This window comes from Bartonella sp. CE47NXGY (assembly GCF_042195415.1).
Lineage (GTDB): Bacteria > Pseudomonadota > Alphaproteobacteria > Rhizobiales > Rhizobiaceae > Bartonella.
Genome location: NZ_JBHIOI010000240.1, coordinates 1 through 659, shown reverse-complemented (window position 1 = coordinate 659; position 659 = coordinate 1). Strand labels below are relative to the sequence as shown.

The 659-nt window shown below is 41.3% G+C and carries 1 protein-coding gene; it reads left to right on the top strand.

What is annotated here, in order from left to right; genetic code table 11:
- A partial coding sequence (locus tag ACFIL3_RS10870) for a helix-hairpin-helix domain-containing protein (RefSeq protein ID WP_375682282.1) occupies positions 1-659 on the top strand: 659 nt, incomplete at both ends.

The window sequence follows — 659 nt, the reverse complement described above, 5'->3', positions numbered from 1 at the left end:
ATTTTTACTTTACAACGGCGCCAAGAAAAGTCTTTGATACGTTTGGAAAATATGGAAGGTTTTGGTATTGTTTCAGTTCGGAAACTGTATGATGCTATTAATGCGCGCCGAGAAATTCCTTTGAGCCGTTTTTTGTTTGCATTGGGGATTCGTCATGTTGGAGAGGTGAATGCACGCCGCCTTGCACGAGCGTATCAAAATTATACAGCTTTTGAAACGGCGGCTATGGAAGCACTTATGCCATGTGAGCAGGAAAACAAAGAAGGCAATGAAGCTTGGATGGAACTTACCAATATTGAAGGAATTGGACCACAGGTAGGGAGCGCAATTGTTGATTTTTATAGAGAAGCGCATAACCGTGAAGTTTTGTCTGTTTTGCTTGAAGAAGTAACACCTCTTGATGAAGCACCTATCATGATAGCTTCTTCACCAATAGCGGAAAAGATTATTGTTTTTACAGGAACTTTAGCACATATGTCACGTGATGAAGCAAAAGCATTGGCAGAGCGATTAGGGGCCAAAACATCTGGTTCACTTTCTAAAAAAACAGATCTTCTTATTGCAGGACCTGGAGCGGGCTCAAAATTGGCTAAAGCTGAAGAATTAGGTGTTGAGGTTATCGATGAAGAGGCTTGGCTACAGCTGATTGAGAAACATAA